Origin of the sequence: Thalassolituus marinus (assembly GCF_020320395.1) — a bacterium.
GTDB lineage: Bacteria > Pseudomonadota > Gammaproteobacteria > Pseudomonadales > Oceanobacteraceae > Venatoribacter > Venatoribacter marinus.
In genome coordinates, this window is the sequence record NZ_JAEDAH010000094.1 from 1 (window position 1) to 9,799 (window position 9,799).

A 9,799-nucleotide genomic window follows, 5' to 3' on the forward strand; every position below is an offset into this window, starting at 1 on the left:
GCGATAGGGGCGGTCCGACGTTTCGGAAGGCCCCTCTATGAGGACAAGGGGCCTGGAATATCTCACAAAAGTTCAAATAAAAATCTGTGGGACAGCAGTGGCCCAGCGGTTAAACTCCATTTACTGAGTTAATGCCATCAGCGCCTGTTGCTGATCACTATTAATGCCCGCCCGCGACAATCCCTGAACAATAGCATTACGCACCAGCGCCGACGGTTCGTTCTGTGCCTGCGAATATAACTGCGAATAGCGCCCTGAATCGCGACTCAACACCACCGCAGCAGCGTAACGTTCCTTTTCACTGCCTGTTGTCAGCTTGCTGCTGATAGCATCACTGACATCATCACTTAACTGATTCAGGCCTGCGTTACCGGCGGAGAAAATAGCAGCAGATGCATTATCCGCCTGTAACTCGCTCAGCAGTGTGGCGCTGAGGTTATTCATGGTGACACTGACATCCTCGCCCTGTGCTGCCATCTGGCGGGCAACGCTGCCCATATTAATCAGAGCATTGTCGCGAATATTATCCGGCTCTGCAGCGGAGTCTGCTAACAGCGCCAGCGAGTCATAGGCATACTGACTGACCTGCTCATAACCAGCCACCGCAACCATCACCCGTACGCGATTAAGATCATTGGCGGCACTGCCTCCAGGCAAACCGGATAACAGGTCAAGCAGGTAAGCCTCCGTCTGTGGCGTTTTGATCAAGCCGAGGGCAAAAATGATATCGCGATTGGTCTGATCGGACTGTTGTTGCATATCCAGCGCCAGATCGTAAACACTGATATTTTCCATCAACCAGTTGGCCGCCTGTTTTAACTCGGCGACATTGTGTGTCTCATTAAAATCGTCAAACGCCTGCCACATACTCTGTTCATCAACAATATCACCACCTTGCTGTGGCTGCAGATTCTGCACCTGCCACTGGTGATGGCTATTGCTGTCAGCAGTGAGCTGAAACTGATCGGCTGACAGATAATTGTCGGTGCGCTCTGCGTTGACGACAAAGCGGATAAAGCCCTGCTCACCGCTCAGTGTCAGCGCCTGAATTTCATCGGCACTCATCATGCGTGGTAAACACTGATCGTCCAGCTCAACCTGCCACTTTGGCTGAAGACTGTCAGACGCCTGCTGAGCACCGGGTGCCGACACAGTACGCTGCCAGCGATCATCCTGTTTACGGTAGCGATATAAACGCTGCAAGCCATCGTAGGCGTAGCGGTACACTTCGTCCTCTGCACCCACCGATAAATTTTTAATCACCTGCGCCAGCACTTTCATCGGGTGCTGTTGCATCAGCCCGAGGTCATTAAAAGCCACAAAGGCCATCGGCAGACCTTCACTGCTGCGCAGCATAAAGGCAACGTCATCAATTCGTTGTATTGCACCACTTTGCTCTGCAATCTGAATATCCGTTGCCTTACCCGCCAGCCGGCTTCCCCCTAATGGCTGCAACTGGAAACGAAAAGTCAGCAGAGAGTCATACAGATTTTTTTGCCCGGCCGATGAGCGCACATTGGCACTGACCTGATAAGCACGCTGCTGCTCGGTCCCCTTATGCAGACACTGACTGCCGCTGACAGTGGCGTCGTTAACCGATACCTGTTGTGGTGCTACCGTTGGCAGACTGCTGAGATAAAGCCAGAAAGCGGTAAAGGCAAGGATCGCCAGTATTACCAGTGCAATGGCTGATCGAATAAATAAACGCATGCTCTTCCCTGAAGAAGCAGAAATAAAATAACGGGCCGGCAATAATGCCGGCCCGTATTCCCAGAATTACCCTGAGTTCTTACCCGTATCAGATGGAAACCGGCGTCGCTGTTTCGCGATCAAAGATCTCATCCGTTTGTGAATGTCCCTGCCATTCAATATCGGCTTCATCGCCAAAGGCGTTGGTTTCAATACCGAGTACACGCAGGAAAGTATCCACATAGCCATGGCCCGACGACAGCTCGCTGCGCAGCTGCTCCTGACGGTAAAGTTCATAACCACTCTCCGCCTGACGCAGGCCTTCATCGACACGATAAGGCATTACCACATCCAGAACATGCAGTTTGAATTCAGCACCCAGCTGCAGCAGGTCCGGAATAAAACTGAAAATACTGGTAACGCGGATATAAGCTTCTGACGACAGCCACAGATCCATTTCCGGTTTTACTTCCAGAGCGGTCTGGGTTGAATACTGCTTACCGTCGACCATTAATGCCGGCATGCTGCGATCGATAACTGATGTCAGCGTTGTTTCAGCGCCCAGCGTGGTACCAACGGTGCCGTAAATACGGAACGGAATCAGTTCATAAACAGAAACCTGCATAATGCCCAGATCGACACCTGCCAGGTTATGCAGCGCCGGATCGAACATACGGGTAGACACCTGTACGGTAATACTCGGGTCCATATTCAGACCGGCAGTGGCTACCACGCCATCATCGGCACAATAAGCATCCGCAGAAAAATCAAACAGTACGGTATCGGCAACGCTTGGTATAAAGGATGCCCCACCCGCCGGAACAGCGTCAGAAATAGCAGAGATAACCGCATCCCCTGCAGCATCGACTCCCATCGCCGCCAGCGATGCAGGGTCCGGAACCACACCGAACAAGCCATCAAAGGCATCCAGCGTGCACATAATCGGAGTAAAGATCACTTCTGTACGCAGCTGTGGTGCCTGTTCGTCAGTAAGCTGAATACCGCCGGCTGAAGCCGATTGCTGAGCTGCATCGTGCTGTTCAGATACCTGCGCATTCAGTAACGCTTCGCCCTGACTACCGTCAAACTGACCAATACACAGTGGGCCGACACCGTTAAATGAATCCGCGCACGGTTCGTAACAAAGGCCAGCTTCGTTCACCATACCGTCGGCGCAGGTCATCACCTGCAGGTCCTGGGTAAAGCTGTCTTTCGCTACCCATTTTGCCCAGCTGGCACACACTGCGCCCATATCGGTAAAGCCCTGCGGACACTGCTGCCAGCATACACCCAGCACTGAGTCGTAGCCTTGCGGACACTGTTGTGCGCAAAGCCCCAGGCCAGCATCGTAGCCGTCAGCACAGGTATCCGGAATCGTGCCCACACCACGGTTGTAACTCCAGCTGAACCAGGTGCTTTCCAGATCGGTTTTTAATCCCAATGCGGAGTCTTTCAGGCTTTGCAGAATATCCGCACCCACCGACAGAAACTGTGTACCGCCATCATTACCCGTCGTCATATCCAGCTGCAGCGGATACAACGCACCGTCGCTTTCACTGGCAGGTACCGAAAGGTTGTCACTGGCCGCATAAACCTGTGCCGATAAGGCAAAGCATAGCGCGACGAGTATCCTGATTGTGGCCATATAACTCTCCATATTATTCAGGGGCGACTGCTCCCTGTTGTGTTAATCAGCAATAAGCTGATTTTCCCCCGTAAACTGACGTTGCTGCTGATACTCACCGGCATAAGCCAACGATTACGGCACTAACGACCAGCGCTGATTGGCACCACCCCAGTTCCACCAGGTGCCGACGTTGTCACCGGCGGCGCTGCCATATCCATCCACCACCTGTGATGGCAGCGTTCGCATAGCCAGCACACCCTCGGCATTCAGAACAAACTGCTGGGCAGCACTGCCATTGCAGGTGTGCAGCTGAATATTGGCGCCGTTACCGAATGCGTTGCTGTTATCCAGACAAAAGCGCGGATCGTTTTTGCTGCGTACCAGCCCGGTGGAGTCGTCGTAGTGCCACTGCTGCCAGTCAGCTCCTGAGCATGTCCACTGCAGAACATTGGTACCATCGGCCATAGTGCCGCCTTTAATATCCAGACACAGACCAGAGGCCTGATTCTGCACAGCGCTCCAGCTGACCGTCGCAGCAGCACTGTTCTGCGGTGCGTAAATCACCCCGATTTTGTCCAGCTCACTGCCTGCGCGACCATGAAAACCAACAATCTGCCAGCCGTCTGGCGCAGTAAATGTTGTGCAGTCTGAGGTGGTGGAACCACCCGCAATTGAGCGGCCATTGGAAGTGGTGAATTTGCTGTAGAAAATTCGCGTGTGCCCGTCTTTCTTAGCGGCGCAAACATCCATTTTTGTCAGGTATTCACCATTGTTGAGTGTCAGCGTTTGTTCGCTACCGCCAGTACCGCCGTGAGAAAAACGGAACCCCTGACTAAGCGTAATTGCCACCTGATCGACACGGGAACCTGCGCGCAGACTGACTGTTTTCGTCAGCGGGTTTTCCGGCAGCAGTGAAACATCATTAAACGCTGTGCCATGTGGACCACCGAAGGGATCAGACAGCTGACGGTCGCTGCGGGTGGTGTAGGTGAAGTCGGCCTGTAACGGCGGGTGATCTGATAATTTCAGGCCATCGGTTGTGACGTCGTCCTGACGAATATCGTACAGGGTCGCATCCAGCTGAATATAGCCGTTACTGCGATACAGAATTTTATCCACAATTTCGCAGTTGGCATCAGTAACTTTCGGGTCGCAGGTTAGTGCGCTGGCACCGCTGGCTGGTACATCGCCATTACGGGTTAATTCAATCCAGGCATCATCGAAACCACGATTGAGTAATTCCCACATATTGTCGCCACCGCGTGTATAACGAGTGTTGGTATCACCCATTACAATCACTGCGTTACCAGCAGAATTTTCTTCAATAAAATTCGCTAACTGCAGGATATTTTTGCGGCGGGCATCAAGGTCGGCATCTTCCACCTGCGCCTGGGTATGCAGGTTATAAATATCCACATATACACCTTCCGCCAGGCGTGTACGCGCCAGGGTAAATCCTTTTGGGGTTAAGCAGTCGACACCGTTACAGTTATCCCAGCTTACCCGTTCCCAGTCGGTGTACGGGAAACGGCTCATGGTATTTAAGCCACTACCAATACCCATACCACCTGTGGTTGCAGAACGATAAGGATGGTCGTTACAGGTATCGTAGAGTGCAGCGTGATAATTAAAATCTTCCTGAACGTTAACGACATCGAACTCATTAACGTAGCAACTGATCTGTTCGGTGGCTGCCTGACGATCAGACTCGGCACTGGAAAAAACCTCCAGCAAACCTGCCACGTTGTAGGTCAGCGTAGTGAAAGAGCCGCTTTCGGCCATAGCATTAGGAGCCACCAGTGCACTGAGCACGGCGGCAACTGTCAGTGATTTCATATCCCGACCTGCCCGATTGTGTGGTGAGTATTTATTGTTATTAATTGCCTAAAGCATTTAGGTACTTTTGTACCATAAACAATATGACAGAATGAGGACTATGCAAGCCAGCCGGGATGGCAAATCGGGCCAGTTAAAGAGACTGCGGGAACGGGAGCCGACGCTCCGATGGGAATGGCTTAGCGCGCCTGGGCCAGCACAATGCGTTGTCCGGCCGGAATGGTCTGCACCTCGCCACGAGACTGTGCCCGCACTTCACCTTCGAGTACCTGCAGCATCACACTTTCGTGGTTCAGGCGCAGAGTAAAGGCTGAGACGTCAGAACGCAGACGCAGGGTACCTGCCTGGGCCCAGAACGGACGATTCACTTCCGGCGCTACCACAACCTGAATACTGCCACTGGTGAGCTGTATACGACGTTGCTGATCGCTGTAACGGACTGCCAGGGAGGAGTTTTCCTGCAGATGGACTTCTGAGCCATCATCAAGGCGCAGGTTCCTTTCTTCACCCGCAGCGGTGGTATAGGTCACCACATCACCAGCCTGAGCGTTATTTTCCGGCGCAATAAACAGATACACCGCAGAAGGAATCGCCAGCAGCAGCGTCAGCGCAATCCACAATACGCGCGTGTTTCCGATTGCGGGAGCTGTCTGTTGATGTGCCATTAAATCCTCCTGCCTGCGGGCAATGAATATCAGCCGGGTAGACTACACACAGTAGCAGGTGCGTTTCTGTGATGGCATCCGACCTTTTGCCAGTGAATATTTTTCACAAATACGAAAACAGGATGATCGCAACGGCCGCCACGATGAGCCCTGATGCACGACCCTTGCTGCAGATCATGGCTGCGACACCCTGTCGCATCGCCGCCGCACGCCCAAGCCTATATCCTCCGCGCCAGTTGTATATTCTCAAGGAATCCGTCATGTCCGGTCTGACCCGTCATACCCTGGCCACAGCCATCACTGTCACTTCCGTGCTGTCTGCTGCAGCTTATGCCGACACAAGCGCCACCGCGCTGGAACCAGTTGTCGTAGTCGCACCAGCCACATCCGACGTACTGACTGTCAGTACTGATCCCAGGGCGCCACGCCAGCCAATTCCTGCCCACGATGGCGCGGATCTGCTGAAAAACATTCCGGGCTTCTCAGTCATTCGTAAAGGCGGCACCGACGGTGACCCGGTCTTCCGCGGTATGGCCGCCTCACGCCTGAATATTCTGCTCGATGGCGAAATGATTCTCGGTGGCTGCGGTATGCGTATGGACCCGCCCACCGCCTACGTATTTCCCGAAGCCTATGACGAAGTGGTAGTACTTAAAGGCCCGCAAAGTGTGAAATACGGTGCCGGCAGTAGCGCCGGTGTGGTGTTGTTTGAACGCGACGCTCCGGATTTCAGCGCCTCAGCGGTGCATGGCGATGTCAGCCTGCTGGCCGGCAGCGCCGACCGCAACGATCAGGTGGCGCAGATTGAAGCGGGCAGTGAACTCGGTTACGTACGCCTTAACGGCACCCGCTCCGACGCCAATAATTACGAAGACGGCGACGGCAATGAAGTGCATTCAGCCTATACCCGCTGGAGCACCAACGCTGCCGTTGGCTGGACACCATCCTCCGACACCCGTATTGAACTGAGCGGTGCCCGCAGCGACGGCGAAGCACGTTACGGCGACCGCACGATGGATGGTGTGGCTTTCGATCGCAGCAATGCGGGCTTGAGCTTCGAGCAAACCAACATTTCGCCACTGGTTAACAAGGTAGAAGGCCGCATTTATCGCAACTACGTTGACCACGTGATGGATAACTACAGCCTGCGTGACGTCAGTGGCATGTATATGGTGTCCAACCCGGATCGTGAAACCAAAGGCGCAGCACTGGCTGCGACACTGGATATCGCCGAGCGTACCCAGCTGGACATTGGTATCGACGCTCAGCGTAACGATCACTCACTGCGTAAAGCCGGCGACAAGATGGAGCCGAATATCGACAGCCTGACTCGCGTTGATGATATGCGCTTCGAAAGCAATGGTGTGTATGCCGAGCTGGATCACCAGTACACCGCGGGCAGCAGCGTACACATGGGCCTGCGTGTTAACAAAGATGAAGCTGAAGATCTGCGTAGCGGTAAAGACACCAGCGGCATGACCGACCGTAATACCCTGACCAGCGCCTTTCTGCGTTACGAACATCAGCTCGACAGCGTACATCGCCTGTATGCCGGCCTTGGGCACGCCGAGCGCGCTGCCGACTACTGGGAGCGTTCTAAGCTGCCGGCTGCCAGCGTCAATATGATGGGCATGCGCGTCGAAGGCACGGCATCAACCTTTGATATTAATCCGGAAAAAACCACTCAGCTGGATATCGGTCTGATACACCGCGACGACAAGCTGCAGGCATCGGTTTCCGCCTTTTATGCAAAACATAACGACTACATTCTGATCGAAACCCTGCCAGACGTCAGCGTTTACGCCAGCAATGCGCGCAATATCGACGCCACCACTTACGGCCTGGAAGCAGACAGCAGCCTGCGTTTTGCCAGTAACTGGACCAGCAATGCGACGCTGGCCTGGGTGCATGGCAGCAATGACAGCGACAGCGAAGCTCTGGGCCAGATGCCGCCACTGGAAGGTCGTCTGGGCATTAATTACGACAGCGGTCGCTGGTCGAGCGGTGCCCTGTGGCGTTTAGTGAGCGACCAGAATCGGGTAGCCGAAGGCACAGGTAATATTGTCGGTCAGGATATTGGTAAGACCGGCGGCTTTAATGTGTTCTCCGTGAATGCCGGCTACCGCGCGATGGATGACCTGCTGCTGACCGCGGGTATCGACAACCTGTTCGATGTGACTTATGCCGAACATATCTCACGCAGTGGCGCGAATATTTCCGGTTATGAACAAACCACGCGCATTAATGAACCGGGTCGTACCCTGTGGCTGAAAATGCAGTGGTCTTTCCGCTGATATAAAGCCGGGCTTATACGGTCTGCCTCCGTGTAAGTCCGTTCCGCTAATGGCTGGTTCTGTTAATCCGTTCCAGCCAACACTCTTTCCCATACAGGCAACCCTGCAACGTCCCCCTTAAGCCACGCGAAGCTTTATAATTCCACAGGAATATTCCTGAAGAATCCCCTGATGACCACCCTTCGCTCGCTGTTACTGATATTCCTGTTTATCCCTGCCCTCAGTCTTGCCGCTGAAAACAGACCGATACGGGTTACCTTTATTAATCCGGCCAGTGCCGACCATCCGTTCTGGAACATGAACACGCAGTTTATGCGGGCTGCGGCCAGGGATCTTAATATCGAGCTGACAGTGCTGTATTCAGACAGCGATCGTTTTAAAAACCGCGAGCTGGCATTGAACACGCTGATTCAGCGACCCAAACCCGATTATCTGATTTTTAATTATTTTTTCTCACAGGGAATCAAAATACTGGAGGCAGCCGAGCAGGCCGGTGTAAATACCATTCTGATTAACACCGACATCCCTGAACGTGAATTTCAGCAGAGCGGCGAACCACAGACCCGTTTTCGCCACTGGCTGGCGCGTATTATTCCCGATGACTTTGATGCTGGCCGACAACAGGCTGACGTACTTAAGCAGGCGGCTGTAGCACGTAACCTGACCGATGATTCCGGGGTTGCGCAAATGATCGCGATATCTGGCATGCGCGACAGTACCGCAGCCATCGCTCGCAGCGAAGGGTTAAAGCAACGGGTGCGAGCTGATCCGACACTGCGCCTGCGCCAGCTGGTATACGCCAACTGGTCAGAAGACGTCGCCGCCTCGCAGGCAATCGCTCTGCTCGGTCGCTACCCGCAAACCCATCTGATCTGGGCTGCCAGCGATGCTATGGCCCTGGCTGCGGCCAACAGTATCCGCGTTCATCAGCGCCAGGCTGGTAATGATATTTTACTGGCAGGTTTTGACTGGAGTGAGGAAGGAATTGAGGCTGTGGACAAAGGCATTTTATACGCCACCACAGGTGGGCAATTTATCGGTGGTGCACTGGCACTGGTGATGGCCTACGATCACGCGCATGGTCGTGAGATTCCGGCTACCCAGCGCAGCGTTTATCGCAAACTGGATGTTATTACCCAGGCTAATCTGAACCATTATCGTGATTTTCTGCAGCCGCAGAACTGGAACGATCTGGATTTTCTCCGCCTGACCAGAACGCACAGTGAACACGAGCATTACACCACCGATACTCAGGGGGTTATGCGGATATTAATGTCTGGCACAGAATAAACTGACGCTGGCCACTCACTACCATGGGCAAGGCCGCATAGAGGCCCGCTGCGCGCGCCATCGCGGCTAACAGCCGCTCCTGCATAAACGCCGCGGTAAAGCTGCTGCTGGCCGGTGAAACGCTCTCTGTGAAATCATTTTGTAGGAGCTGCCGTTGGCTGCGAACGTCTGCGCAGCAGACGCTATGCCGTATAGGGGCGTGCTGTGCCGCCGTCGCGGGCATGGCCCGCTCCTACAAATAACGTGACGCAGTAAAAACCATGAATGGTGGAAAATCACCGTTCGTCCTGAGGCCGGACGCAGTCCGGAAATCCCGAAGGGCGACAGGCTCAGGATGAGCGGAGTGATTTTTTCGGTAGGAGCTGCCGTTGGCTGCGATCGCGGCGAGTGTCGCACCA

At 54.0% G+C, this 9,799-nt stretch carries 6 protein-coding genes; 2 read left to right on the forward strand and 4 right to left on the reverse strand.

Annotated elements, in window-relative coordinates; genetic code table 11:
• Positions 1-120: 120 nt before the first annotated feature.
• The 4 genes from I9W95_RS14720 to I9W95_RS14735 all read right to left on the reverse strand — a co-directional run bounded on the left by I9W95_RS14720 (position 121) and on the right by I9W95_RS14735 (position 5,817).
• Complete coding sequence (locus I9W95_RS14720) at positions 121-1,710, reverse strand: hypothetical protein (RefSeq protein ID WP_225676220.1); 1,590 nt, start codon at positions 1,708-1,710, stop codon at positions 121-123.
• A gap of 88 nt (positions 1,711-1,798) precedes the next feature.
• Complete coding sequence (locus I9W95_RS14725; RefSeq protein ID WP_225676222.1) at positions 1,799-3,334, reverse strand: hypothetical protein; 1,536 nt, start codon at positions 3,332-3,334, stop codon at positions 1,799-1,801.
• 114 nt (positions 3,335-3,448) lie between these two features.
• Positions 3,449-5,152 (reverse strand): jacalin-like lectin, encoded by a 1,704-nt coding sequence (locus I9W95_RS14730; RefSeq protein WP_225676224.1) that lies wholly within the window; start codon positions 5,150-5,152, stop codon positions 3,449-3,451.
• A 179-nt stretch (positions 5,153-5,331) separates the two neighbouring features.
• Positions 5,332-5,817 (reverse strand): FecR domain-containing protein, encoded by a 486-nt coding sequence (locus I9W95_RS14735; RefSeq protein ID WP_225676226.1) that lies wholly within the window; start codon positions 5,815-5,817, stop codon positions 5,332-5,334.
• A 260-nt stretch (positions 5,818-6,077) separates the two neighbouring features.
• On the opposite strand from I9W95_RS14735, the gene I9W95_RS14740 reads away from it, so the two are divergent.
• On the forward strand, positions 6,078-8,111 hold the full coding sequence (locus tag I9W95_RS14740) for a TonB-dependent copper receptor (protein WP_225676228.1): 2,034 nt from the start codon (positions 6,078-6,080) through the stop codon (positions 8,109-8,111).
• Between the two features lie 171 nt (positions 8,112-8,282).
• Positions 8,283-9,401, forward strand: a complete 1,119-nt coding sequence (locus I9W95_RS14745) for an ABC transporter substrate-binding protein (RefSeq protein WP_225676230.1) — start codon at positions 8,283-8,285, stop codon at positions 9,399-9,401.
• Positions 9,402-9,799 lie beyond the last annotated feature (398 nt).